The organism is Mariniflexile ostreae, from assembly GCF_042427585.1.
GTDB lineage: Bacteria > Bacteroidota > Bacteroidia > Flavobacteriales > Flavobacteriaceae > Pseudalgibacter > Pseudalgibacter ostreae.
In genome coordinates this window covers 55,306-80,434 of record NZ_JBHMFC010000001.1, presented here as the reverse complement: position 1 = coordinate 80,434, position 25,129 = coordinate 55,306, and the positions used below count along the sequence as shown (strand labels likewise).

Here is a 25,129-nt window from a genome sequence, read left to right as displayed (position 1 = left end):
AGTGCTTTTTCGTAAGTTATTTTACCAATCAAACCTTTATTTATTGTCTTATTTAGAAACCTTACAATCGTATGATTTAACCTTATTACAAGGCATCGCCATTTGTTTTGCTGTTTTTTTATTAGGGTTATCAAAATCGGGTATAAAAGGTATCGGTATTATAATCGTGGTCATACTTGCATTTGTATTTGGCGAAAAAGCATCTACGGGTATTTTACTTCCATTACTAGTTGTAGCAGATGTTTTTGCGGTTATTTATTATAACAGACATACCCAATGGAAATATATTATCAAATTGATGCCGCTGGTGGTTATAGGGGTGTTAGTGGGGGCCTGGATTGGTAATGATATTACCGAAGAAGCGTTTAAGCATATGATGGCCATCATCATTATTATTTCAGTTTTAATTTTGGCTTACACAGAAAATAGAAAATCTACAGACATACCTAGCAGTGGTTGGTTTTCTGGTATTATGGGGTTTTTGGCAGGGTTTACAACCATGATAGGGAATTTAGCAGGGCCTATTTCCAATGTTTATTTTCTGGCTATGAGACTTCCAAAAAACGAATTTATTGGTACGGCTGCTTGGTTGTTCTTTATTGTCAATGTCTTTAAGCTGCCTTTCCATTTCTTTGTATGGAAAACGATTTCAAAAGAAACCCTCATCTTAAACTCAGTGTTGGTACCGGTTATTATAGCTGGTTTTTTCGTGGGCGTTGCTATAGTGAAGTTAATATCGAATGTAAATTATCGGCGTTTCATATTAATAGTTACAGCTCTTGGCGGTGTTGCAATGTTAATTCGATGATTGTGAGAATTAATACGTGTTCTTCTATTAAGGTGTTTTTATAATACATTTACTATATTGCAGAATATTTTTAACTAACTTTTATAAATAAACCATAAATTTAAACCAAATGTCCGATAGAGAAATACCGAGCAATAAAGACTTTAGCGATAGGTCTGGTAATGCTAATCAAGATGCAAAAAACAGTACAAGCGATTTTGCAAAAGAAGCTAAAGAATCTGCTTCTGAATTTGCCCATAGTGCTAAAGAAACATTCAGTAATGTTTCAGGAGAAAACAAAAAAGTGTTAGCTGGAGTTTTAGGGATTCTTTTTGGGTCTTTAGGTATCCATAAATTTGTTTTAGGATATAATAAAGAAGGAATAATCTTGTTGATAGCCTCAATAGTTACTTGCGGTCTTGCTGGTATTATAGGGTTTATAGAAGGTGTTATTTATTTAACAAAATCTGATGCCGACTTTTATAATACGTATCAGGTAGGTAAAAAACCTTGGTTTTAATTTTCATATAAACTGCATAAAAAAAGCAATCCTTTTAAAAGGATTGCTTTTTTTATGATTAGAAACAAGGTGTTACTCTACACCTATTTGATCAATTTCTTCAAGATTTGTTTTAGGGTTTGTTCCCCATTTATTTGTGCCCGCTTCACTATCTGTACAAGCTAAAATCAAATTGTATATCGGGATTAATAAAAACCATCCGCTTTTTCCAACATCATGCATTCTTCTAACACCAACAGCAAGTCCTGGAATTAAAACTCCAAACGAATAAATACTGCTCAAAATAGATAGGGATGGCATCTCCAATCCCACGGCTAAGAAAATAATGCCATAAGAAATAAGAATGTTAAATAAGAAAAACATCCAATATTCTTTTCTTCTGGCTCTTCCAGAAAAATCTGCATACTGTTTTAAAACTTTTAAATACCAATTCATAATTAGGTTAAATTTTTGGTTAGTAGGTTTCAAATATAACTTTTATTTCTACTTATTTTATTAAAAAAATATAATATTCAAGTTATGATGTTATGCTCTTGGACTTTATAACTTTATAAGCGGCGTAAAACGTGGGAGTTGCAAAGGCTTATTTGTCGCCATTATTTTCCATGAATTTGCGCTCTAGTTCTGCCTGAAACTCTTCCATAACAGGGCGTACTGTACTTTCTGGTAAATCGGCAATTTTAATATACATCAAACCGTCTACCGAGTTGTTAAACAGCGGGTCCACATTAAAAGCAACTAAGCGGGCGTTCTGTTTGATGTATTTTTTAAGTAACACAGGAAGACGTAAAGCGCCTGGCTCAACTTCATCTATAATTTTGTCGAACTTATTTAAGTCGGCCTCAGTTTCATCAAAAACAAAATCCTTATCGGCATCTTTCAGTTTTACTTTAAACTCTTTCTTTGGATGCACATATTGTGCAATATAAGGATCGTAATAATGCGATTTCATAAACTCAATCATCAAGGACTTCGAGAAGTTTGAAAATTGATTGCTTATACTAACGCCGCCAATTAAAAATTGATGTTCAGGAAAACGCAAAGTGGTATGTACAATACCTTTCCAAAGTAAAAAAAGAGGCATGGGTTTTTGTTGATACTCTTTAATAACAAATGCACGGCCCATTTCGATAGATTGGCTCATCATTTTATAAAGCTCGGGTTCAAAACGAAACAAATCTTGAAGATAAAAGCCGTTTATACCGTAACGCTCGAAAATCTTGGACCCCAAGCCCATTCTATAGGCGCCTGCGATAAGTTTGCGCTCACTGTCCCATAAAAACATGTGATGGTAATAGGTATCGAAAGCATCTAGATCTATGGCTTCGTTGGTGCCTTCTCCAACTTCTCTAAAAGTAATTTCGCGCAAACGGCCAATTTCACGTAAAATATGGGGTATCTGCTCTGCTTGAACTAAAAACACTTCGTAATTCTTGCTTTCTAAAAGTCTGAAATCGCCTTTGCGTAAATCCTCAACTTCTTTAACCATTAGCGCTGTGTCCACAGGGGTTACAATGTTTTTAGGAGGTTTGGGTGTTTTTAAAGTAGATGATATATTATTCAAAATCTTAGACTTTTCTTCAAAAGCATTAGAAAGCATATATGTTTTACGCCTTATAAATTCTGAAAACTCTTCAAGGGTTTGGTGCTCTTTTTGGTCTTCTACTGAAATAGGTCTACCTATTCTCACTTTTATGATACGCCGTTTTTGCGTTAAGAGTTCCGATGGTAATTTTGCAGTTCTGAAGGTGTCGCTAATTTTTGAAAGCTTATAGAACAACTTGCTGTTTTTAGCATGAAAATAAATAGGGACAATAGGTACTTCTGCTTTTTTAACCAGTTTCATGGCCGCTTCTTCCCAAGGTTTGTCTACCATTAGTTTACCATCACGATAGGTGGATACTTCACCAGCGGGAAAAATGCCTAAGGGATGCCCTGCTCTTAAATGTAGAATAGCATTTTTAAAACCAACAACACTTGACTTAATATCTTTCCTGTCCTCAAAAGGGTTTACAGGCATGATATATGGCTTTAAAGGCTCTATTCTGTGTAGTAAGAAATTGGCTATAATCTTAAAGTCTTTACGTTGTTGGAGCATCAGCTTTAAAAGTAAAATACCATCAATACCGCCCAATGGATGATTGGAAACAGTAATATAGGCTCCGGTTTTAGGCAAGCGCTTTAAGTCTTCTTCCGGGATTTCAAATTTAATTTGAAAATCGTCTAGAATACCATTTAAAAAGGGCACATCACTTAAATGTTTATTACGATTATAAACCTTATTAAGAGTAGATATTTTTAGAAGCTTCATTAAGCCCCAGCCTATAAAAGTTCCTATAAAGCCATAATTGTCCATTTGTATGGCTTTTGCGACTTCTTTGGCGGTTACCAACCCGGTATCTTGTTGTTTGGTCATGGCGGTAAAGGTAGTAAATAGTTTATTTAATTGCTGTGCGTAACGACTTGAACAGTTTCGGGTGTTAATTGCTTTAATAACACTGTTTTGCCCAATTCAACTTGGTCGATAATGTCTTGATTATAATGTAAAATGGTATATAGCGACACGTTTTTTTTACAGGAAACTTTAAATTTGATCTTCAGGTCCTGTAGCAGCTTGTCTAAATTATTATAGAGATTATCTACACATATGGAAAAACTAATAGCCGAATTTTGAATGACGCTTACTTTCATTTTATGTGTATGTAATATGTTGAAAATCATGCTGATATTGTCTTCAATTATGTGTGAGAAATCCAAAGATGATAAAGAAATTAAAACCAGCCCTTTCTTTACGATTAAACATGGTACCATAGGGTCTAATGTGGCATTTTTACTGATTACGGTACCAGCCGACTCTGGATTTAAGAATGATTTTACAAGTAATGGGATTTCTTTTTTCTGTAGAGGTTGCAATGTTTTGGGATGTATAACAGACGCTCCGTAAAAAGCCAGTTCCATTGCTTCACGATACGAGATTTTATTGAGCAATTGGGCGTTTTTAAAATAACGGGGATCGGCGTTTAAAACTCCAGGAACGTCTTTCCAAATGGTCACGTTTTTAGCATTTAGGCAATAGCCATAAATAGCAGCAGTATAATCGCTTCCCTCTCTGCCCAAGGTTGTAGTGAAATTATTGGGGTCACAACCTAAAAAACCTTGTGTGATATTTAGAACAGTAGGATCGATATTTAATGTAATGAGGGATTTTGTGAGTGCCCAATCTACCCGAGCATTTCGGTAATAGTAATCCGTTTTAATATGATGGCGTACATCGTGCCACTTATTTTGGATGCCAATATAATTCAGGTAGTCACTTATTATAGTGGTTGATATCAATTCACCATATCCAACCACTTGATCATAAACAAAATTGTAATCGGAAGCGGTATTGTGTTTTAGAAATGTTGAGAGCTCATCAAAAAAAACAGTTAACTTTTTAAAAGAAGGGTGGTTTGCTACTTGGTCCGAATGTCTGTCAAAGTCATGAACATCAAATAAATCCATTAAAATATCTAAATGGTATTTTTTTACCTCTTGAATTGCGTTTGTTAATTCTGCTTTATTATTGAAGTAATTGTCTACCACAACCTCTAAAGCATTGGTGGTTTTCCCCATCGCAGATACGATTATTAGTGTATCCTGACAACCTATTTGGTGTAGTAGGGATGCCAGATGCTTTATAGCTTTAGCGTCTTTTACCGATGCGCCCCCAAATTTAAAAACTTGTATTCTATTCAAAACATATTATTTTAATGTAAATGTGGCTTTTGTAACGTCTTTTGTTTAAAAATACGAAAGCAAAACCATTAAAAATCTTATAAGGTTTAGGTTGTAGTTAATGGGGCTTTGGTTAAAACAATACGAATGGTTCTGTGTTTTATTTGTTTTTTAACCGAGACATATAATTCTCAATTCCTTCTTCATTTATATGTACAACACGCCAATCGTCCATGATATGGGCTCCTTTTTGTTTATAAAAATCTATAGCAGCTGTATTCCAATCCAGCACCTCCCAACTAATGCGTTTTACGCCTAATGTATGGCCATATGTTATTACCTGATTTAAAAGTGCCGTTCCCATTCCGGAGCCTCGCAGATCTTGGTTGACAATTAAATCTTCCAAATGCAATATCTTTCCTTTCCATGTGGAATACCGGTTAAAACCTAACGCAATTCCTTCAATTTTGTTGTTTATTTCAGCAACAAAACAAAAAAATGCAGGTTGTGCTCCAAAACCATCTTTTATTAGGTCGTTTATGGTAATTATCACGGCATCAGACTCTTTTTCAAAATCAGCGAGTTGCTTAATTAAGGAAAAAACCTGTGGCATATCCTCGGTTTTTGCTTTTCTTATTACGAAATCCATAGTTTTAATATAAAAAACACAAAGATAGTTTAAACTTGATGGTATGGAAATCTTAAATGTAACGAAATCGATGTAGTTTGTAAAAGATTTCAGATATTTGCAAAAATAAAATGTTCTTTTAATGACTCATAAAAAACAGACTTTAGGCGAATTTATCATTGAAAATCAATCTTCTTTTCAATACTCTTCGGGCGAATTGTCAAGCCTTTTAAACTCACTACGATTGGCTGCAAAAATAGTAAACCATGAAGTGAACAAAGCAGGTCTGGTAGATATTATTGGAGCTGCGGGCGATACAAATATTCAAGGTGAAGATCAGCAAAAATTAGATGTATATGCTAATGAAAAATTTATACAGACGCTTACCAAGCGAAATATTGTTTGCGGCATTGCCAGTGAAGAAGAAGACGATTTTATAACTATAAATAGCCAAGATGAAAACCACCAGAATAAATATGTGGTATTGATCGATCCTTTAGATGGTTCGTCGAACATTGATGTAAATGTATCCGTAGGGACAATTTTTTCAATTTATAGACGCGTAACTCCTGTAGGAACACCTGTTATGCTTAAAGATTTTTTGCAAAAAGGTAGCGAGCAAGTGGCGGCGGGCTACATTGTTTATGGCACCTCTACGATGTTGGTTTACACAACTGGTGATGGTGTAAACGGTTTTACTCTAAACCCTGCAATAGGCTCTTTTTATTTGTCTCACCCTTGCATGGAGTTTCCAGAAAGCGGTTCTATTTATTCTGTGAATGAAGGTAACTACATCCATTTTCCACAGGGTATCAAAAACTATATTAAATATTGTCAGAAAGAAGAAGAGGATCGCCCATATACGAGCAGGTATATCGGGTCTTTAGTTTCAGACTTTCATAGAAACATGATAAAAGGAGGCATTTATCTTTATCCACAAAGCTCTAAAAATCCCAATGGAAAATTGCGATTGCTATACGAGTGCAATCCTATGGCTTTTTTAGCCGAACAAGCCCGTGGCAAAGCTAGTGATGGGTATACTAGAATTATGGATATTGAGCCTACAGAACTGCACCAGCGTGTGCCTTTCGTTTGTGGTAGTAGGTTGATGGTGGAAAAAGCAGAAGAGTTTATGAAAAACGCTTAAAAGAAAAAGAAAGCGGCTGCATGAGTGTTTATCAATACGTTATTCAGCCGCTGTTTATATGTGTAAATCCTAAGACTTACTAGGTGTTCATATTTTTTATTTCTTGGATAAATAAGTCTAAGTCGGCACCATTTTTGACCAAAGTTAAGGCTTTGTCTAGAATGTACTTAACGTTTACGGCATGAAACCCAAGCCCAACCGCAATTTTTTTCAATAAACTATGTTCTTGATTGCCTTCAATAGGGTCAACATATACCATACGCACTAAATCGTATAAACGCTCTAAACGCATATCGTAAGAAACCGGTGGGTTAATGGGGTGTGATTTGTAATCTTTTAATATAAGTTTGTAATCCTCAACACCAATATTTAGATTTTGTGCGAGCCTGTCTAAAAAAGCTTTTTCTTCTTCCGAAATGCTTCCATCGTCCATGGCTACTCTTACAATAGCTGCAAAATGATCCTCATTACGCTTTTTAAACCCACTATCAAATAAATCTGAAAACGACATATATTTTTATTTTTTTAAAATTGTGAAACCCTATATTTTTTTCATATTTATAATGTGTATTGCTATGAAAAAAAAAGAAGATTTTTGGTTATGTTCTATACATAAGCTAGTCTATACGGATAACAGTTTATTAATTAAGCTTATGTATGAGTACTCACAAAGATATAATAAAAAGAAGTTATTTAAGTTAGAGTTTTCTATAATAGTTTGTGTTTTATGCGAAAATTATGGTGTTTTTAAGTAAAAAACATAATTCTAAACAATTTTAAATACTCCGGTTTTTTGCTTCTAAAAAGTTCTTAATTGTTCTAGTTTTTCATTAACTTGCTACAACAAGTTTTTGAAAAAATTTAAGCCCCAAGCTGTATGTATAAAATAACACCTGAACTTAAAGCAAATGGATTCAGTATTCATGCTCTTGATGAAATTATAAAAAGAAACCATGGTAATCGCCAATTTAATACTATGGGTTATTTTGTGATTTATTTAGTGATGAATAGAACTCAAATGTTAATCAACAATAAGAAATATGATCTTGAAGCGGGTAACTTTGTTTTTCTTGCACCCTTTACAGATGTAACGTATTGTGCCGACTGCGAAAATGAGGGGCAGGTGTATGTATTTGTTTTTAATGCTGCTTTTTATGAGCAATCTGCTGCGGATAGTCAATTGTTAAACTCAGAACTCTTTTTCAATACCCAAGATGATGTGTATATTACCTCTTCTGTAGCATCTGTGGAAGAAGTAAAAAAAATATTTATAGATAGACTTGCTATGTTTAAAGAAAAGAAACATACAGGTTTATATGTTGCTTTAGTGCATAACTGTATCGAAATTCTTATCCTTAATGGATTGTATTATATAGAAGATCGTAAGACCCAACTAAAAGGAAATTATCTTTATATAGATACAGCAAACCAATTTCGCGTATTATTACAAAAAGAATACAAGAACAGTCGAAACGTGAGTTATTATGCTGAAGCTTTACACGTTACTCCAAGACGCTTAACAGAAATAACCGAGTCTTGGTTTGGAAAACCGGCCAAACAAATCATTATTGATAAAATAATTAGTGAAAGTACACGGGAATTAAAGCATTCAAACCTGACTATAGCCGAAATTGCTCATGAGGTAGGTTTTAGCGATGAAGGGAATTTTAGTGCTTTCTTTAAAAAGCACACCGGCAATAGCCCTAGTGATTTGCGTAAAGCTGAGTACGCCATTTTTTAATTTTTAAATTGAAATGGTTTTTATTCTGAAATAGAATAAAAGTAAAGTCGTAGAGTATCGTTTATGTTTTTTAATACTTGAGTTATGAAAAATGCTGTTTTAATTACTTTAGTTTTATTTTTAGGAGGTGCCATTACAGCGCAAACAGGAAGTGCCGTCACTCTGAACATAAACTTACATCCCATTCAAACCTTGAAGGTGAATACGACCGAAGTCGATTTGGTATATGATACTGCTGCTAAGTATGAAAGTGGTGTGGATGTTTTACAGCCCGATCACTTAACGGTTTCTGGTACAGCTGGTATGGTAATAACTGTAAAATCAGATGGACATTTAATGCATTCGGGAGCTGTTGGACTGCCAGATGTTATTGCAGCCAATACTATACAGGTTGCTGCCTCTGCAGGTACAACAAATGCTTTTTCCAATGCCACATACGCCATGCCCTTTTTGTCTTCAGAAGAGGCCATTATTCTGTCTAACTCAAAAGGTGGTGGTGTTCGTAATATTAGCATAACCTATAAGGGGGCAGGGGCAAATACTTATAACAATATGGCGTTAGCTAGTAAGGTCCAAACGGTTTTTAAAACCCAAGTAACCTATACCGTTACAGCGCAATAATATCAAGTTAAGGCTTTTTGTCTCTTTAATAAAAAATACTTTTTCTTCTTTTATTTATACGACATAAAGTATAAGACATGCTTCTGTGTTTTAAAGTGGGCTATCAATCTTCATTTGCTCATAGTTTTGTTTTTGTTGATTTTAAAAAAACAGCATGTCTTTTAATACCAATTTGTTTTTTTTTATCTCATTTATAAACCAATATATTGTGTTTAAGGATGAAGTGCAGATTTCGCATGACCATCGGTAAAGTCTAGGGAATTCCGGTTTAAATTAACAATTTTTATGCAGTTTTTAATAAAAATAGACCGAGATGTTGGGTCTATATTTGCACCGTCAATACAAAGAAACAAACAAATTATTAAACAGATAAAATAAAAATGAAAAATACAATTTTAGCTTCTTTAGCACTACTTTTAGGATTCGCTGTTAATGCACAGACTCCAGCAACAGATGTGGTTACTTTAAATGTAAACTTATCTCCTATCCAATCTATTACGGTAAATACGTCTCAAAAAACGGTGAATTTAGATTATGTTACTGCTGATGATTATTCGAATGGGGTAACGCTTGCACAAGCAAACCATTTAGAAGTATATAGTACAGGTGGATTCCAAGTAAGTGTAAAATCGGCAGGTACAGAATTAACAAATGGATCAGAAGTAAATGGAAACATTGCTGCTAGCGATATAAAAATAACAGCTACCGATGGTACTGCTGCTATCGATGCTGCGGCATACAAGCCAACGGTTTCTTTATCTGCAGAAAATCAAGCCATTTTATCAACGACTAAAGGAGCCGTTAATAAAAATGTAAATATAACCTATGGGGCAGCTGGTGGAGACGCTTATGTTGATAAGTATATTGCAGGCCAAAACCCAACGACTTATACAACACAATTGACTTATACCATTACAGCACAATAATTATAATTTAACTGTAATACATTATAAAAAAGTGCTATATTGTTTATATAGCACTTTTTTATGTTTATAATAAAACGATTAGTATTTCTAATGAAAAAAAACAGTTTCCTTTTATGTTTCCTAATGCAAGCCTTTTTGTATGCACAGACAGGGCTTTCGGTGTCGCCGCCTCGGGTATATTATGAAGCCGGAATGGGAGAGAATAACACTCAGAAAATTACGGTAACCAACGTGAGCACATCCAATAGCTTAGATCTAGCCATAAGTATGGGCGATTGGGAATACGATGTTAAAGGGAATAATGTGATGTTTCCCGCAGATAGTTTGGCTACATCTTGCGCTAGTTGGGTAAGCATCCCAAACGATGAAAATTATTTTTCGCTACAACCTGGAGAAACCAAACACATAGAAGTCATTCTAACCATACCAACAAAACTTTCTAACAATGTCCCTGTCCATACCGCCATGCTATATGTTACACAAATGAATCCCATAGACGATGTTACGAAAGCGGGTGCCAATATGCAAATAAGTATACGTTCCGGTATAAAGTTATTTCATCGTACGACTATAGAGAAGATTAAAAAAATAGAAGTACAAAATATGATTTTCGATAAAGATACCCATCATATAGATATTCATTTTGAAAATCAAGGCAATATTTGGACCGATGGCGTTATGTATTCTGAAATATTAAATACGGAGACTGGTAAAAAAACAACATTAGATGATCTTGTATTTTATACCATGCCCGGAAATTATAGAGAGTCCCGTATCGCGTTACCTCAAGACTTAGAAAATGGGACATACGTAGCAACTGTTATTATGGATTATGGAAAGGATACCAGTATAGAAATGGCTGAATTAACATTTACCTATGAAGACTAATATTTTATATCTTATCTTTTTAATGGGGTCGTTTACAACAGTGGTGGCTCAAAATGTTAATTTTACGGGGTGGAGTAATAATTATATGACTGTTGGATCTTATAGTGGGCAAACGTCATCTAATGCAAATACCTTCGTTTTTTCGGGAAACACCCTGTTTAATTATCCAAACTGGAAACTCTCGGTCAAATTAAAAAATACCATAACTTCAAATGGTTATGTTTTTCCTGCCAACAAAGTGAGTTTTCAGCCTGCATCTTCTCAGTCTACAACAGGATCCCCAACAATGGCCGAAATTGGTATGCCTATACATGTTGTGCTTCAGGAGCAGCAGGAAATGTTTTTAGTGCCTAATGCTAATGCTCCTTTACGTAACGAGGGCAGTTACTATGCTCTTGAATTGCGATACAATTTAACTATAGAAGGTGGAGCTTATCTGGCGCAATACCCTGCATATATCGAGTTTCCTATACCATTGCAGTTTACAGCATACGATAAAAATAACAATATATTAGGAAAGGTAGATGTTAATTATAAGGTGCAAATAAGTAGACTAACCGGAACACCTCCAGAAACGCCGCAACTTTCAATAAAACTTGATGCCAATGCGGCTAACGGCCTGTTGGAACTTAAAACTATTAAAGATTATACACAAGGAACCCAAGTAACTTATACGAATGGGCTTAGCATAAATGCTAATACTAATTATCAAATACAAGTTAAATCGTTGCAAAGCAATTTTATATCTAGCGCAGGAAACACACTCCCCCTTAATACCGTAAAGCTTTTATTAAGCCCAAGTGCTGGTAATACGGGTGTGGTCTTTCCCATTTCAATAAGTGAAAATTTGCAAAAAACAGCTTCTGGAGAGGCAACTCAAGGCGTTCCTACTAAATTTAGTATTACCTATAGGAGTAACCCGAACGACGTAAATCTTATTAATGCAACCATGGACAATTACACCACGACTTTGCAATATGTAATTACACCTCTTTAAAACACTTTCCCCAAGTATGCTCAATTCTGTTTCTATGAAACTTCTTTCTCTTTTTGTGCTTTTATTTTGTTTGGCGTCCTATGCACAGCAAGACTTTAAAATGACGGTTGAGGTTGAAGAAGGAAGGGCAAAATCGAATCTTATTGATGTTTTAATTGGTATTACAAATACAACAGAAAGCACATTTGAAGGATACTTACGAGTAAAAACACCAGAAGGCTTTCGGGTTATTTCTAATCAAGAGGTGGCAGTGTCTTTAGACCCTGAAGAAAACTATTTTGTTTCTTCAAAATTACTTAGGCAACAGTCTGCACAAGTAGGCACGTCTATATTGGCAATAGAGCTCTTGGATGCTGATAAAAACATACTTCAAACCCAGCAGGCTCAGCAAACCGTTAAAGAAAATAACACTATGCGTCTTTACACCGACACCCCTATGGTGTTAATGACTAATTCTAACGATTCATTAGCGTTAAAGGTAAGTGTGAGTAATTTGGGAAATAAAATACAAGACGCTTTAGTGGTGTTTAGTATCCCTGGACTTACGGGAGAAAAGAATTTTTTTGAACAAAAGGCCCAGGTAAACCTTCAAAAAGACACCGATTTTACCCTACATTTTTCACCCCCAAAGGCGTTATTGGACTTGCCACAATTTACCGTTCAAGTGGCCGCTATGCGTGGTTCTGGAAAAGAGCTGTTTGGTAATTTAAGTATCACGGTGCAAAACATCTCTTCGGTAAAGCAGCACCAAGATATGCAAGCCATAAGGCAGTCTCAAATATATCAGCGCAACAGCTTAACAACCACTTATAGGAAAATAGGGCCAGATACTAATATCTATCAAATTATTGGTTCGGCCGACATGGATCTTTCTGCCGGGTACCTCGCTATTAATGGCAATATTTATATGGCGGAAAATACAGATACACCTTATGTAACTAATACGTTTTTGGCGTATCATTTGGAAAATTATCAACTTAAAATTGGGAATATTAGTCAGCAATTAGAAATGTCGCTATACGGCCGTGGTATTCAAGCCAGTGCTAGCAATAAAGCTAAAACCCGAACACTGGAGTTTGGATTTATAGATCAAAATTATAATTTAGTAGAGCCCAATGCTTTTTTAAATCGAGGTTATGGTGCGTTTGCTACTCATGTTTTCGAAGACCGGAAATCGAATGACTACACTTCTGGCACGTATGCTTTTAAAGAGGATGCCATAGAGCATTCGCAAAACCATATGGTAAGTATTGAAAGAGCCCACAGTTTTGATGAGGTATGGCGTTTAAACTTAAAAGGCCATGCAGCACTAAGCGATTATGATGTTATAGACAAAACCCAATCCTCTTTTGCTTTAGAAGCCCAATATTCTGGCGATATAAAAAACATAAAATTATCTGGGAATTATTTTTTAAGTAGTGCTTATTTTCCAGGAAATAGGCGGGGCGTATTACAGCTTTATCAAAATGCATTTAAAAACCTTTCCAAAAATCGGTCGGCTTATTCAAATTTTTTTATTTCGAATTATTCGCCTAAGTCATATACCTATAATATGAATATGGAATCCTCTAATATTCGCTTAAATACAGGGATTAATTTTCCTCGAAAAAAACTAGTTGGGATGGTTCTTGGATTTCAGCATCAAAGAGAAACACGCACTAGTGCTACAAATTACAGTGGCATTATGGCAACCATGCCTTCGGAAATGTGGGCAAATCGTATTGTAAATAATTTTAATTGGTCTAGTAAAACCCAAAAACACTCCGTATTGTTAGGTATGGAAGAGGGAATTGTGAAATATGCAACTAGTAGTGCCATTAAGCCTCAATTTAAAAGTAACCTCACGTATCGGTATTTGTGGCTAAATGCCAATACGGCCTATCAATATGGGAGTTTTTATTTGTCGGAGTATGCGATTGCCAATCAAAACACAAACAATAATGAGGACGAGACCTACCAGCGTTTCATGGTTTCGCTTTCAGCCAACAAAAATGTTCTGGAAAACAAGCTCTCTTTTAATTCTGGTATGACCTATACCAATGACTTTTCAATAGGTAAAACAGCTTCGGCTTTTTTGAACCTATATTATCAGCCCACTTCTCGCTACCGTGTGTTTTTAAACACATCTTGGTCCCAATATCAAATTAAGAATGCGCATTACGCTGGTTTTTCATCTAATAATGAGCTCTTTACTTTAGAAGCGGGACTGACGTTCAATTTCAAAGGAAAAGCGCCTTCAGTAGCAAGAAAAGGAAAAATAACAGCACAGGTTTACTACGATAAAAATGCAAACAATATTTTTGATGAAGGTGATGAAATGGCACCGGATTATCTTGTAACCCTCAATAATGCTGTTTTTAAAACAGATTCCAAAGGTCTACTGGTATATCGTTCTGTGCCTTTTGGCACTTACACCATTAAATCTGTGGCTTCACAAGGCTGGTTTACTAAAGAAGCGGTGATTGAGTTGAACTCGTATAATCAGCGTCTTTCTATTCCTTTGCATCAAAACGGAACTGTTTCAGGTAAAGTAATATATGAGTATGATGCTAAAACCGCTCAAAAATTTCAACCCAAAACAGCAGGGATCCTTTTTAATATTTCTAAAAATGGGAAGCATATCCAGCGCGCTATGACCAATAACGACGGAGAGTTTACGGCATTTTTGCCAAATGGGACCTATCAAATTACATTAGACGAAAGTTCGTTAGCCAGTAAAACCTACTGCGAACAAGCTAGTTTTATTTTCACAATTAAATCAGCAAAGAGAACGCAGTTAGAGCCTTTTAAAATTCTAGCAGAACAAAAAACAATTAAAGTCAAACGCTTTGGCAATTAAGTAATGATTCTTGTGTAAGTATTTCCATCTCTGTACACAGATAAAATCACTTCCTAAAGGACTTACATATAGGAATTTGTTCTAAACTATTAAAAAAATAATTGTAAACCTTATCTTTGCACTCTTAAAACATGATTTTTAGGTGAGTAAAACGATATTGTCTCAAACCTATGCACAGACTTTGCAAACGCAACATCTGCACGCTGCTATTGCCTGTTCCGAAAATTTCGGAAAAAGCAAGATCCATTTAAAAGGCCTTGTAGGCTCTGCATTTTCCTTTGTTATTTCGAGTGCTTTTAAAGACACCGATAAACCCTTTTTGCTCGTTTTTAATGATAAGGAAGAAGCTGCTTTTTACTTAAATGACCTAGAGCAACTTTGTGGAGCAAAAGATGTGCTTTTTTATCCTGGCAGCTATCGTAGGCCCTATCAAATAGAGGAAACCGATAATGCTAATGTTTTGCTGCGTGCCGAGGTATTAAACCGTATTAATTCACAAAAAAAACCAGCCATAATCGTGACGTACCCCGATGCTCTTTTTGAGCAAGTGGTTACCAGAAAAGAACTGGAACGTAACACTCTAAAAATTTCGTTGCAAGATAAGTTGTCTATAGATTTTGTAAATGAAATTTTGTTTGAATACCAATTTAAACGTGTAGATTTTGTTACAGAACCTGGAGAGTTTTCGGTGCGAGGGGGTATTGTGGATGTGTTTTCTTTTTCAAATGACGAGCCTTACCGGATTGAATTTTTTGGTGATGAGGTGGATAGTATTAGAACGTTTGATGTGGAAACACAATTGTCTATTGAGCAAATCAAGAAAGTCAATATCATTCCTAATGTTGCCAATAAGGCGCTACAAGATAGTCGGCAGAGCTTTTTAAAATATATTGCCCAAAAAACGGTAGTCTATTTAAAAAACGCAGATTTACTTTTTTCAAGAATAGACGACTTTTATGCAAAAGCAGAAGAGGCTTTTAAAACGCTTTCTACAGCACTTAGCCATGCCCAACCGCATGAGCTGTTTTGTAATTCAGAACTTTTAAAACGGCAATTATTGGATTTCTCAATAGTTGAGTTTGGTGCTTCACCTACCTTCAGTAATATTAATGAGTTGCAAAATGGCGAGGGTTCAGTCCATAATCTTATAGTTTATAACACCACGCCACAACCTTCTTTCAATAAGCAATTTAATTTGTTGATTGAAGATTTAAATATGCATTACGATAACGGCTATACCAACTATATCGCTTGTGTGAGTGAGCAGCAGGCCAAGCGTTTTCATGATATTTTTGACGATTCTCACCTGGAAGTTAAACCTTATAAAGCGATTAGCTTATCGTTGCATCAAGGCTTTATCGATCATGATGCTAAAATTGTATGTTATACCGATCATCAAGTATTTGAGCGTTATCATAAATTTAATGTTAAAAATGGATATGCCAAAAAGCAAGCGATAACTTTAAAAGAACTTACAAATTTAGATATTGGCGATTATGTAACCCATATCGATCATGGTATTGGACGTTTTGGTGGACTCCAAAAAATAGATGTTGAAGGTAAGAAGCAAGAGGCGATTAAGCTGGTGTATGGCGAGCGCGATATTTTGTATTTAAGTATCCACTCGTTACATAAAATCACGAAGTTTAATGGAAAAGACGGTAAACCACCAAAAGTTTATAAACTTGGTAGTAACGCTTGGAAAACATTAAAGGAAAAAACAAAATCGCGGGTTAAGCATATTGCCTTTAACCTTATAAAATTGTACGCCAAACGAAAAACAGAAAAAGGCTTTCAATATGATCCCGATAGCTACATGCAACATGAGCTTGAAGCGTCTTTTATTTATGAAGATACACCAGACCAAAGTACCGCTACTGCAGATATAAAGGCCGATATGGAAAGCGAACGCCCTATGGACCGTTTAATATGTGGGGATGTAGGCTTTGGCAAGACAGAGGTTGCTATTCGGGCAGCTTTTAAAGCTGTTGATAATGGCAAACAGGTCGCTGTTTTGGTTCCTACCACCATTTTAGCATACCAGCACTCTAGAACATTTAGTGAGCGTTTAAAAGATTTTCCCGTAACTGTAGATTATTTAAATAGGTTTAGGACGGCTAAAGAAAAGCGTGAAACTCTAGAAAATTTAGAAAATGGACACGTGGATATTATTATTGGGACACACCAATTGGTTAATAAAAATGTAAAATTTAAGGATTTAGGACTGCTAATAGTAGATGAAGAGCAAAAGTTTGGAGTGGCAGTAAAAGAAAAATTAAAAACCTTAAAAGACAATGTAGATGTGTTAACTTTAACGGCAACACCTATACCTAGAACCTTGCAGTTTAGCTTAATGGCGGCTCGTGACCTTTCGGTAATAACCACACCACCACCTAATCGTTACCCTATTGAAAGCCACGTGGTTCGGTTTAGTGAAGACGTTATTCGAGATGCGGTAAGCTATGAGATTGAGCGTGGGGGACAAATATTTTTTATCCATAACCGTATTGAAAATATTAAAGAAGTAGCGGGTATGATCCAGCGTTTGGTGCCGGATGCTAAAATCGGTATTGGCCATGGGCAAATGGAAGGTAAAAAATTAGAACAGCTTATGTTGGCTTTTATGGATGGTGCCTTTGATGTGTTAGTAAGCACCACGATTGTAGAAAGCGGACTTGATGTGTCTAATGCCAATACTATTTTTATTAATAATGCCAATAATTTTGGATTAAGTGATTTGCACCAAATGCGTGGTCGAGTAGGACGAAGCAATAAAAAAGCATTCTGTTATTTTATTACACCAGAATATTCGGCCATGACCGATGATGCTAGAAAAAGAATCACAGCCTTAGAACAATTTACAGAATTGGGGAGTGGTTTCAATATTGCTATGAAAGATTTAGAAATTCGTGGCGCAGGAGATTTATTGGGCGGTGAGCAAAGCGGGTTTATTAATGAAATTGGTTTCGATACTTATCAAAAGATTTTAAATGAAGCCATAGAAGAACTTAAGGAGAATGAGTTTAAAGACCTTTATAATGAGGAGGAGGAAGATAAGGTTTATGTAAAAGATGTAACTATTGACTCTGATTTCGAACTACTTTTTCCAGACGATTATGTTAATAATATTGGAGAACGCCTTAACCTATACACCCAACTTAATAATATTAAAACGGAAGCCGAACTGCATAATTTCGAGTTGGATTTAATAGACCGTTTTGGAGAATTGCCCACACAAGTTACCGATTTGCTCTATAGTGTCCAAATTAAATGGTTGGCCACTAAAATAGGCTTTGAGAAGGTGATTATGAAACAAGGAAAATTAATTGGTTATTTTATAAATGATCAACAAAGTAACTTTTATCAAAGCTCCTTCTTTACTAAAGTATTGCAATTTGTGCAAACGCACCCCAATGCTTGTAAGATGAAAGAGAAACAGACCCGAAATGGGTTGCGACTTATGTTAACCTTCGAAAACATAAAAACGATAAAAGCAGCGTTGCAAGCTTTACAGCCCATTGTGGTTTAGTTGTTAATCTATTGCATTAATAACGAAGCTTTAAAGAACCTATGTTTTTTGTAATTTTGGATTTAAAAGTAGTAAACTTAAAATATTAATATTATGAATAACTATGGTATTGCCCATTTTTTAGCTTAATATCTTTGTTGTTCTAATATACACTCTATAAAAATTGAACCAGCTGTATTTTGGTATCTGGTTTCCATTAATTTAATTAACACATGACACGTTTTCTTTTATTAGCGATTTTATTTTCAAACACTCTTTTTGCCCAGCATGCTATAAAAGGAGTTTTTTCGCCTCCAGAAGATTATAAGTTTGCATTGCTTTATAAAGTAACGCCTACGGTTTCTGTATATGTGAAAAATGCTGAAATAAAAAAAGACGGAAGTTTTAAGTTTCAACTCGATTCTACAAACGTGAAGGGTATTTACAGACTGGTATATGCTGTACCACAGGAGGATTATAATTTTGATATTATTTACAATGGAAAAGAAGATGTAGAACTAACGTTTAATTCTGAAACTGGGGTTAATTTTAAAAAATCTGTTGAAAATAGATTGTTGAGGTCTTATACCGACAGCATGTCAAAAGTTATGCAAAGCATAGGGGTTTATTTTCGTCAAAAAAATAAGGACACTTTAGCACTAAAGGCTATTTTTAAAGCTCAAAGTGATACCCAAACTAGTTATGAAAAAGCGGCAAAGGGAACCATCGCTTTACATTTTATAAAAGCAAACAGACCTTATATTCCAAAAAATTATGAAGATGTAAGTCTTTATTCTAAAAATTTAAGAGCTCATTATTTTAATAATATTGATTTTAAAAACCAAACGCTTTTAAGTTCGAATTTTTTAACTGAAAAGATGCTCAATTATGTGTTTGGGGTCTCTGCGGATGATAAAAGCAAAGTAGCCAATTATAAAAAGAATATTGATGTATTTTACAAGGCGATTAAGCCAGCACCCGATACAACAAAAAGCAATTTGCTATCCGAGTTATGGCAGCAAATGGCAGATTTAAACTATGAGGCCGTTGCCAATTATATTGCTGAAACGTATTTGATAGCTCTTGCCAAAGCTTTAAATGATAAACCTCTTCTGGATGCCCTTATAAAATACCAAAAAACCTCTATTGGAAGTAGTGCTCCCGATTTTTCTATAGAATTTAAGCAAGGAGATAAAAAGACATCTAAAAAATTAAGTGAACTAAAGCTTGCTGAAACCTATGTTATTGTTTTTTGGAATAGTGAATGTTCACATTGCTTAAATGACATGCCCAAATTACAGGCTTTTGTAAAAACACAAGAAAAAAGTAAAATTAAGGTGATTGCTATTGCTTTGGAAGCTGACGATAAACAATGGGAGCTGAAAACGAAACCTTATCCAGAGTTTATCCATGTGCTCAGTTTAGAGAAATCGGATAATAATATAGGAACCGATTACGGTATAATGGCAACACCCAGTTTTTTTGTACTAAATAAAGATAAAAAAATAATAGAGAAACCAGAGAGTGTAACAGAATTAGAGGTTTTTTTAAAAGGATAATTTAGGCGCTCCTGTTTATAGGCGCGGACTAAAAGTGATAAAAGGCATTTTCTAAATGCTCAATTTCAAAGCTATTGCCTGTTCTTACGATAGCTATAATATCAAAGCGCACATCAACATCTAAATCATTTTCAATAACATAATCATCTATAGCAATAACCAGACGTTGTATTTGTTTCGGTTTTAAAAAATCTTGTGGGTTTCCAAAATCTATTGTTGAGCGTGTCTTTACTTCAATAATGGCAAGTGTATTTTCTTTTTGTGCAATGATATCCACTTCAGCTTTGTGAAAGCGGTAATTACGTTCTATGATAATGTACCCTTTTTCTAATAGAAAATCGATGGCAAGTTGTTCGCCTTTTTTGCCAAGTTCATTATGTTCTGCCATGTTTTATGTTTTATTTTATCATAAGAAGACCTAGGATTTTGCTTGTCAGAATTTTAAAAATCTAAATATAGAAACAATTTAATTCTAATGATGTAGGATTTTCACTTAAAGTAAAATAGGTTATATTGATATTTTGTTAAAATTAATAGGGCAATTCTTAATCGGATAAGTTTGTCCAATATTTAAATAATTTGTAACTTTGGTAGTGTTGGTGTTGTAATTATAAATTGTAATACCAACTAAACGTTTTTCCCAAAAACATTTTGGGGTGATCCCTATTGCCTATTCCTTTATATTAGGTAAAGAAAACAACAGTAAGAAGCTCGAAATTCCAACCTTATATTATCCTTTTTTTGTCTATTATATCAAGTTGTAAATAGGTATAAGCATGAAATAATTTCCATTATTTTGGTTAAACCAGAAAGACCAAAAAACCTTAAAAATATTTACTATGAATCAAGACCCATTTAATATTAAAAAAACACTGGAATTAGCAGGAGAAACGTTTCAGTATTATAGTTTAAAGGCCCTTGAAAATCAGGGGTATGAAATAAGTAAGCTGCCTTTTTCTATTCGTATTCTATTGGAAAATGCATTGCGAAACTATGATGACTTTGCTATAACAAAAGAAAATGTTGAAACCTTGCTTCATTGGCAGCCAAAAGGTTCTGAAAAGGATATTCCTTTTAAACCTGCCCGTGTGTTGATGCAAGATTTTACAGGTGTGCCTGCGGTTGTAGATATTGCGGCTTTAAGAGCGGAAGTGGCTCGAAAAGGTAAAAATCCAGATACTATAAATCCTTTAATACCTGTAGATCTGGTCATCGATCACTCCGTACAAGTAGATTATTTTGGAACAAACTATTCCTATGATCGAAACATGGAAAAAGAATACAGTCGTAATCAAGAACGTTATCAGTTTTTAAAATGGGCACAGCAATCTTTTAATAACTTTAGGGTGGTGCCACCAGGTATGGGGATTTGCCATCAAGTAAATCTGGAGTATTTCTCCAGAGGCGTTATAGAAAGGGACGGGATGCTTTTTCCCGACACTTTAGTGGGAACCGATAGCCATACGCCTATGGTAAATGGTATTGGCGTGGTTGCTTGGGGTGTAGGAGGTATCGAGGCGGAGGCAGCCATTTTAGGGCAGCCTATCTATTTTATCATGCCAGAAGTTATCGGTTTAAAACTAACAGGAAAACTGCCTTTAGGATCTACCGCTACCGACTTGGTTCTTACTATCGCCAATTTATTACGAAAACAAGGTGTGGTTGGTAAGTTTGTAGAAGTATTCGGCCCGGGGTTGGATCATCTTTCAGTTCCAGATCGAGCGACTATTGGAAATATGTCACCAGAATTTGGGTGTACCATTACTTATTTCCCTATAGATGACAAAACATTGGAATACATGCGAAAAAGTAATCGTTCCGAAGCACAAATTGCTATGGTAGAAGCTTATTGTAAAACCAATATGTTATGGAGAGAAAACGAACAAGCGATTCAATACACCGAAGTGGTAGAGCTTGATGTGTCCACTATAGAGCCTACTGTAGCGGGCCCTAAACGGCCACAGGATAAAATTCTTTTAAAAGACTTTAAGCCTAAGTTTATAGACTTGCTGGGCACATCTTTTGAACGCGAATATATAGAACAAGGGAACCGAGAAACGCTCACGTCTTTGGCGAGATGGAAAGATGAAGGGGGTAATCCTCCTGTGAAAGATGTTCCAAAAACCTTACATAAGGAAGGTATTGAAACCGAAGAAAAAAACGGACTAAAAACGGTTTGGATTAATGAAGGTGACGATAAGTTCATGCTTTCCGATGGGTCTGTGGTTATTGCTGCCATTACTTCGTGCACCAATACCTCAAACCCTTTTGTGATGGTGGGCGCAGGATTGGTCGCTAAAAAAGCACGAGAACACGGTATTGATGTGAAGCCTTGGGTAAAGACCTCGCTTGCACCAGGGTCTAAGGTAGTTACCGATTATTTGGAAAAAGCCGATCTTATGAAAGATTTAGAGGCCCTACAGTTTCATTTGGTAGGTTATGGCTGCACGTCTTGTATAGGGAATTCGGGACCCTTGCCGCCAGCGATATCAAAAGCTGTTGATGACCATGATTTGGTAGTGTGTTCAGTGCTTTCGGGAAACCGAAATTTTGAGGCACGGGTGCACTCTCAAGTGAAAATGAATTTTTTAATGTCTCCCATGTTGGTTGTCGCTTACGCTATTGCCGGACGTGTGGACATAGATTTAACCCAAGACCCTATTAGTTACGATAAAAATGGTCTTCCTGTTTATTTAAAAGATATTTGGCCTACTGATGATGACATAAATAGCATTTTAGCACGTGTGCTTTCTCCGCAAGATTTTGCCAAAAATTATGATGAAATATTTGAAGGGAACGCAATATGGAAAAATCTAAAAATTCCAGAAGGAAAACTATATCAATGGGACGCCGACTCCACTTATATTAAAGAAATACCATTTTTCCGAGATATTTCTGCAGCAGCCCCCGCTTTAGAGGATATTAAAGAGGCGCGCGCGCTATTGGTTTTAGGAGATAGTATAACTACCGATCATATTTCGCCTGCCGGATTGTTTAACGAACATTCTGCTGCAGGTAAATACTTGCTCTCCCGTGGGGTTAAAAAAGAGGATTTTAACTCCTATGGAAGCCGACGTGGTAATGATGAGGTTATGGTAAGAGGTACCTTTGCTAATGTGCGGATTAAAAATAAACTTGCTGAAAAAGAGGGCGGTTATACACGCTATTTTCCAACAGGCGAAGAAATGTCGGTTTTTGATGCTTCTGTAAAATATCAACAGAGCAAAACGCCTTTAGTTGTTTTAGTGGGGAAAGAATATGGAAGTGGTTCCTCTAGAGATTGGGCGGCAAAGGGCACGTTTCTTTTAGGGGTTAAATGTGTATTGGCCGAAAGCTACGAACGTATACATCGTAGCAATTTAGTAGGCATGGGTGTATTACCTCTACAGTACAAAGATGGTGATACTGCAAAAAAACTAGGTCTTGATGGTGATGAAATCTTCAGTATTACAGGGATTTCTAAAGATATCAAACCTATGAAGAGCATGACAGTTGTAGCAAAAAACAAACAAGGAGATAGTATTGAATTTGATGTTATTGCGCGCCTGGATTCTCTTATAGAAATTGAATATTACCGCCATGGAGGTATTTTACAATATGTACTCAGGCAATTCTTGGAAGAATAAAAGCAAAGAACAGATATTAAAAAATCATCACAATAAATCAGTATAAAAAGATATAATAACTAAAATATTTACTCATTATGAAACGTACAGCAAATGCCGTTTGGAACGGCTCATTAAAAGAAGGCGAAGGTACCATTACTACGCAAAGCCATGTTTTGGACCAGTCTAAATATTGTTTTAATTCCCGTTTTGGAGACGGTAAAAGTACGAACCCCGATGAATTGCTTGCAGCAGCGCATGCTGGGTGTTTTGCCATGGCCTTAAGTAACATTCTAGGTGAAGCAGGTTTTACTCCAGATACCCTAAATGTAACATCAGCAGTCACGATGAATCCCGATAAACTTGAGCTTACGGGGTCTCATTTAACTCTTAAAGCAAAAATTCCAAATATCGATAACGATACCTTTATGGAATGTGCTAATACTGCTAAAGACAATTGCCCAGTTAGCAAAGCCTTACGTTTTAAAATCACTATGGATGCAACGCTTGAATAAAAACTATTAATTCAAAAAAAACAAGAAAGTTATGGAGAACGCTTCTCTTTTTCCTAAAACAACAAAAGCCCTTTTAGATAAGAAAGCGGCTTTAGCTCCAGACAATATAGACGCATGGCGAAACTTTAGTAAGGCCGTTTTTAAAGCAGGTGCGTTAGATGAGAAAACAAAACAACTCATTGCCGTTGCGGTTGGTCATGTAACGCAATGTCCTTATTGCATCCGGGCGCATACCTCGCAAGCGATGCGTAAAGGGGCGAGCAAAGAAGAAATTATGGAGGCGATATGGGTGGCCACAGAAATGCGTGCGGGGGCGGCTTATGCACATGCAACTATTGCTATGGATGAAATGGAAAAACATCATCATTAAAAAATTCAATTTTTAAAAACAATACCGTTGCAAGTAATTCTCGATTTAGCAAATTATATTATTTGATGTGGATAATTTAAATATGAATACGAATAAAACGAACACACTTATGCCTTTTTTTTCAATAATAGTTACAACTTATAATAGGGCAAAGCTTTTAACGCGTGCGTTAGATTCTTTAATAGCACAAACCACAACAGATTGGGAGGTGATTCTTGTGGATGATGGTAGTACCGATAATACCTATGCGGCAATCTTGCCTTATCTTAAAGCACATCCTAAAATAAAATATGTGCTAAAAGAGCATAGTGGTGAGGTTTATTCTAAAAATGAAGGAATAAGGGCGTCTCAAGGTAAATATATTACTTTTTTAGATTCTGATGATGCGTATGATCCGACGCATCTCGAGAATAGAAAACACATTTTAACACAAAATCCTGAAGTTAAATTTTTATATGGTGGTGTTCACGTTTTAGGAAACCAGTTTGTGCCAGATAGGTTCGATCACTCGAAAAGCATACACCTTAACGACTGCGTGATTGGGGGAAGTTTTTTTGTAGAAAAAGAGGTTTTTCATTTTTTAAATGGTTTAAAACAAATGCCCTTAGGTACGGATGCCGATTTGTTCGACCGTGCTCAAAAGGCTGGTGTTAGGATGATGGAAGCTCATGCGAAAACCTATATCTACCATCATGAAAATCAAGACTCCATAACCAATAAGATGTATTTGAGAGTGTAGTTAATTAAAAAACGTTTTAAAG

At 35.6% G+C, this 25,129-nt stretch carries 21 protein-coding genes; 15 read left to right on the top strand and 6 right to left on the bottom strand.

The annotated features are described in order from the left end of the window. The first annotated feature begins 43 nt into the window (after positions 1 to 43). Together ACFFU9_RS00350 and ACFFU9_RS00345 are read left to right on the top strand one after the other, a co-directional pair. Entirely contained in the window at positions 44 to 808 is a 765-nt protein-coding gene (locus tag ACFFU9_RS00350; RefSeq protein ID WP_379859366.1) for a sulfite exporter TauE/SafE family protein, read from the top strand. 109 nt (positions 809 to 917) lie between these two features. Further along, entirely contained in the window at positions 918 to 1,307 is a 390-nt protein-coding gene (locus tag ACFFU9_RS00345; protein WP_379859365.1) for a TM2 domain-containing protein, read from the top strand. Between the two features lie 72 nt (positions 1,308 to 1,379). On the opposite strand, the gene ACFFU9_RS00340 is transcribed toward ACFFU9_RS00345, so the two are convergent. The 4 genes from ACFFU9_RS00340 to ACFFU9_RS00325 all read right to left on the bottom strand — a co-directional run bounded on the left by ACFFU9_RS00340 (position 1,380) and on the right by ACFFU9_RS00325 (position 5,673). Next, complete coding sequence (locus ACFFU9_RS00340; RefSeq protein WP_379859364.1) at positions 1,380 to 1,742, bottom strand: DUF805 domain-containing protein; 363 nt, start codon at positions 1,740 to 1,742, stop codon at positions 1,380 to 1,382. Between the two features lie 148 nt (positions 1,743 to 1,890). After that, complete coding sequence (locus ACFFU9_RS00335; RefSeq protein WP_379859363.1) at positions 1,891 to 3,723, bottom strand: lysophospholipid acyltransferase family protein; 1,833 nt, start codon at positions 3,721 to 3,723, stop codon at positions 1,891 to 1,893. Positions 3,724 to 3,749: 26 nt separating this feature from the next. Then, positions 3,750 to 5,036, bottom strand: coding sequence for an aspartate kinase (locus ACFFU9_RS00330; protein WP_379859452.1), 1,287 nt, complete (start codon positions 5,034 to 5,036; stop codon positions 3,750 to 3,752). Positions 5,037 to 5,184: 148 nt separating this feature from the next. Then, positions 5,185 to 5,673: a GNAT family N-acetyltransferase gene (locus tag ACFFU9_RS00325; protein ID WP_379859362.1), complete on the bottom strand. Its 489-nt coding sequence runs from the start codon at positions 5,671 to 5,673 to the stop codon at positions 5,185 to 5,187. Positions 5,674 to 5,794: 121 nt separating this feature from the next. On the opposite strand from ACFFU9_RS00325, the gene fbp reads away from it, so the two are divergent. Beyond that, positions 5,795 to 6,799: a class 1 fructose-bisphosphatase gene (gene fbp / locus ACFFU9_RS00320; RefSeq protein WP_379859361.1), complete on the top strand. Its 1,005-nt coding sequence runs from the start codon at positions 5,795 to 5,797 to the stop codon at positions 6,797 to 6,799. Positions 6,800 to 6,878: 79 nt separating this feature from the next. On the opposite strand, the gene ACFFU9_RS00315 is transcribed toward fbp, so the two are convergent. Next, complete coding sequence (locus ACFFU9_RS00315; protein WP_379859360.1) at positions 6,879 to 7,310, bottom strand: tellurite resistance TerB family protein; 432 nt, start codon at positions 7,308 to 7,310, stop codon at positions 6,879 to 6,881. Between the two features lie 366 nt (positions 7,311 to 7,676). Here ACFFU9_RS00315 and ACFFU9_RS00310 point away from each other — a divergent pair, with 366 nt between their 5' ends. The 8 genes from ACFFU9_RS00310 (at position 7,677) to ACFFU9_RS00275 (ending at position 19,878) form a co-directional block, all read left to right on the top strand. Next, on the top strand, positions 7,677 to 8,540 hold the full coding sequence (locus ACFFU9_RS00310) for a helix-turn-helix domain-containing protein (RefSeq protein WP_379859359.1): 864 nt from the start codon (positions 7,677 to 7,679) through the stop codon (positions 8,538 to 8,540). An 84-nt stretch (positions 8,541 to 8,624) separates the two neighbouring features. Next, positions 8,625 to 9,161, top strand: a complete 537-nt coding sequence (locus ACFFU9_RS00305; RefSeq protein WP_379859358.1) for a hypothetical protein — start codon at positions 8,625 to 8,627, stop codon at positions 9,159 to 9,161. A 380-nt stretch (positions 9,162 to 9,541) separates the two neighbouring features. Next, positions 9,542 to 10,087 (top strand): hypothetical protein, encoded by a 546-nt coding sequence (locus tag ACFFU9_RS00300; RefSeq protein WP_379859357.1) that lies wholly within the window; start codon positions 9,542 to 9,544, stop codon positions 10,085 to 10,087. Between the two features lie 90 nt (positions 10,088 to 10,177). After that, positions 10,178 to 10,975, top strand: a complete 798-nt coding sequence (locus ACFFU9_RS00295; RefSeq protein ID WP_379859356.1) for a fimbrial biogenesis chaperone — start codon at positions 10,178 to 10,180, stop codon at positions 10,973 to 10,975. After that, positions 10,965 to 11,972, top strand: a complete 1,008-nt coding sequence (locus tag ACFFU9_RS00290; protein ID WP_379859355.1) for a hypothetical protein — start codon at positions 10,965 to 10,967, stop codon at positions 11,970 to 11,972. The genes ACFFU9_RS00295 and ACFFU9_RS00290 overlap by 11 nt, the downstream gene beginning before the upstream one ends. A gap of 34 nt (positions 11,973 to 12,006) precedes the next feature. Further along, positions 12,007 to 14,811, top strand: coding sequence for a hypothetical protein (locus ACFFU9_RS00285; protein WP_379859354.1), 2,805 nt, complete (start codon positions 12,007 to 12,009; stop codon positions 14,809 to 14,811). 142 nt (positions 14,812 to 14,953) lie between these two features. Next, positions 14,954 to 18,340 (top strand): transcription-repair coupling factor, encoded by a 3,387-nt coding sequence (gene mfd / locus ACFFU9_RS00280; protein ID WP_379859353.1) that lies wholly within the window; start codon positions 14,954 to 14,956, stop codon positions 18,338 to 18,340. A 212-nt stretch (positions 18,341 to 18,552) separates the two neighbouring features. After that, positions 18,553 to 19,878, top strand: coding sequence for a TlpA family protein disulfide reductase (locus tag ACFFU9_RS00275; protein WP_379859352.1), 1,326 nt, complete (start codon positions 18,553 to 18,555; stop codon positions 19,876 to 19,878). 28 nt (positions 19,879 to 19,906) lie between these two features. On the opposite strand, the gene ACFFU9_RS00270 is transcribed toward ACFFU9_RS00275, so the two are convergent. Next, positions 19,907 to 20,266, bottom strand: a complete 360-nt coding sequence (locus ACFFU9_RS00270) for a YraN family protein (protein WP_379859351.1) — start codon at positions 20,264 to 20,266, stop codon at positions 19,907 to 19,909. A gap of 451 nt (positions 20,267 to 20,717) precedes the next feature. Here ACFFU9_RS00270 and acnA point away from each other — a divergent pair, with 451 nt between their 5' ends. The 4 genes from acnA (at position 20,718) to ACFFU9_RS00250 (ending at position 25,107) form a co-directional block, all read left to right on the top strand. Next, positions 20,718 to 23,504 (top strand): aconitate hydratase AcnA, encoded by a 2,787-nt coding sequence (gene acnA, locus ACFFU9_RS00265; protein WP_379859350.1) that lies wholly within the window; start codon positions 20,718 to 20,720, stop codon positions 23,502 to 23,504. A gap of 77 nt (positions 23,505 to 23,581) precedes the next feature. Next, a complete protein-coding gene (locus ACFFU9_RS00260) occupies positions 23,582 to 23,998 on the top strand; it encodes an OsmC family protein (protein ID WP_379859349.1) in 417 nt (138 codons plus the stop codon). A gap of 31 nt (positions 23,999 to 24,029) precedes the next feature. Beyond that, positions 24,030 to 24,368 carry a carboxymuconolactone decarboxylase family protein gene (locus tag ACFFU9_RS00255; RefSeq protein WP_379859348.1) on the top strand — a complete coding sequence of 113 codons (339 nt, stop codon included), beginning with the start codon at positions 24,030 to 24,032 and terminating at the stop codon, positions 24,366 to 24,368. A gap of 82 nt (positions 24,369 to 24,450) precedes the next feature. Then, the gene (locus ACFFU9_RS00250) at positions 24,451 to 25,107 is read left to right on the top strand and encodes a glycosyltransferase family 2 protein (RefSeq protein WP_379859347.1); all 657 of its coding nucleotides are present in this window, start codon (positions 24,451 to 24,453) and stop codon (positions 25,105 to 25,107) included. The last annotated feature ends 22 nt before the right edge of the window (positions 25,108 to 25,129 follow it).

Coding starts and splice junctions, on each gene's coding strand:
- ACFFU9_RS00305 (WP_379859358.1), top strand. CDS start 8,625: ATGAAAAATGCTGTTTTAATTACTTTAGTTTTATTTTTAGGAGGTGCC.
- ACFFU9_RS00325 (WP_379859362.1), bottom strand. CDS start 5,673: ATGGATTTCGTAATAAGAAAAGCAAAAACCGAGGATATGCCACAGGTT.
- acnA (WP_379859350.1), top strand. CDS start 20,718: ATGAATCAAGACCCATTTAATATTAAAAAAACACTGGAATTAGCAGGA.
- ACFFU9_RS00275 (WP_379859352.1), top strand. CDS start 18,553: ATGACACGTTTTCTTTTATTAGCGATTTTATTTTCAAACACTCTTTTT.
- ACFFU9_RS00255 (WP_379859348.1), top strand. CDS start 24,030: ATGGAGAACGCTTCTCTTTTTCCTAAAACAACAAAAGCCCTTTTAGAT.
- ACFFU9_RS00285 (WP_379859354.1), top strand. CDS start 12,007: ATGAAACTTCTTTCTCTTTTTGTGCTTTTATTTTGTTTGGCGTCCTAT.
- ACFFU9_RS00335 (WP_379859363.1), bottom strand. CDS start 3,723: ATGACCAAACAACAAGATACCGGGTTGGTAACCGCCAAAGAAGTCGCA.
- ACFFU9_RS00310 (WP_379859359.1), top strand. CDS start 7,677: ATGTATAAAATAACACCTGAACTTAAAGCAAATGGATTCAGTATTCAT.
- ACFFU9_RS00340 (WP_379859364.1), bottom strand. CDS start 1,742: ATGAATTGGTATTTAAAAGTTTTAAAACAGTATGCAGATTTTTCTGGA.
- fbp (WP_379859361.1), top strand. CDS start 5,795: ATGACTCATAAAAAACAGACTTTAGGCGAATTTATCATTGAAAATCAA.
- ACFFU9_RS00250 (WP_379859347.1), top strand. CDS start 24,451: ATGAATACGAATAAAACGAACACACTTATGCCTTTTTTTTCAATAATA.
- ACFFU9_RS00295 (WP_379859356.1), top strand. CDS start 10,178: ATGAAAAAAAACAGTTTCCTTTTATGTTTCCTAATGCAAGCCTTTTTG.
- ACFFU9_RS00270 (WP_379859351.1), bottom strand. CDS start 20,266: ATGGCAGAACATAATGAACTTGGCAAAAAAGGCGAACAACTTGCCATC.
- ACFFU9_RS00300 (WP_379859357.1), top strand. CDS start 9,542: ATGAAAAATACAATTTTAGCTTCTTTAGCACTACTTTTAGGATTCGCT.
- ACFFU9_RS00315 (WP_379859360.1), bottom strand. CDS start 7,310: ATGTCGTTTTCAGATTTATTTGATAGTGGGTTTAAAAAGCGTAATGAG.
- ACFFU9_RS00260 (WP_379859349.1), top strand. CDS start 23,582: ATGAAACGTACAGCAAATGCCGTTTGGAACGGCTCATTAAAAGAAGGC.
- ACFFU9_RS00290 (WP_379859355.1), top strand. CDS start 10,965: ATGAAGACTAATATTTTATATCTTATCTTTTTAATGGGGTCGTTTACA.
- ACFFU9_RS00345 (WP_379859365.1), top strand. CDS start 918: ATGTCCGATAGAGAAATACCGAGCAATAAAGACTTTAGCGATAGGTCT.